Raw genomic sequence first — 703 nt, forward strand, 5'->3', positions numbered from 1 at the left:
AAACTTTTGAGTTAATATCACTTCCTAAACGGTAATTGTCTTTTATTGTCCACACTTGAATATCTCTATTCATACATTCATTAAGCACTCCCATAATCATGAGTAAATTTCTGCCCAAACGCGAAAGTTCTGAACATATAAGGATATCTTCACGCTTCATTTTTTTTAATAGTTTTCCGAGCTTTCTTTCATCTACATTTTTAGAGCCGGAAATGGTTTCTTCAATCCATTTGTCTACTACTGTTGTTTGACGGTTACAAAACTGATTGATTTCATAACGCTGGTTTTCTACTGTTTGTTTGTCTGTACTAACTCTGATGTAACCGTAAATCATTTTTCGATTGTTTAAATTATTATTCAATTATGGTTTAATCTAATCATAAACCGTTACAATAATACAAGGCTTTAATTTATTCAAATATTAAAATCATTCTCTTTCAACTAATAAAACTGACTAATATTAACGACCTATTTTACGCGGCAGGGATATAAAAAGGTATGCTTATGATTTCGCAGATTTGTGGCTCATAAACGTTCACAATGGAATAAAGGAAAACGATATAAAACCAATAGACATAGATAATTACCCAGCAATAAAGAAACATTTAGATAGGTATTCATCTCAACTGAAAAAGCGAGCTGATAAGGGAGACTCTTTTTACAATTTAAGAAACTGTGCTTATATGGAGGATTTTTATAAACA

The 703-nt window shown here is 30.7% G+C and carries 2 protein-coding genes; one reads left to right on the forward strand and one right to left on the reverse strand.

Features of this window, described 5'->3' with window-relative positions:
* A partial coding sequence (locus DKT72_RS17855) for a recombinase family protein (protein WP_162623375.1) occupies positions 1–334 on the reverse strand: 334 nt, incomplete at its 3' end.
* Between the two features lie 184 nt (positions 335–518).
* Here DKT72_RS17855 and DKT72_RS18440 point away from each other — a divergent pair.
* The coding region (locus tag DKT72_RS18440; RefSeq protein WP_220628159.1) for a hypothetical protein at positions 519–703 on the forward strand (185 nt) is incomplete at its 3' end.

The organism is Confluentibacter sediminis (assembly GCF_003258355.1).
Lineage (GTDB): Bacteria > Bacteroidota > Bacteroidia > Flavobacteriales > Flavobacteriaceae > Confluentibacter > Confluentibacter sediminis.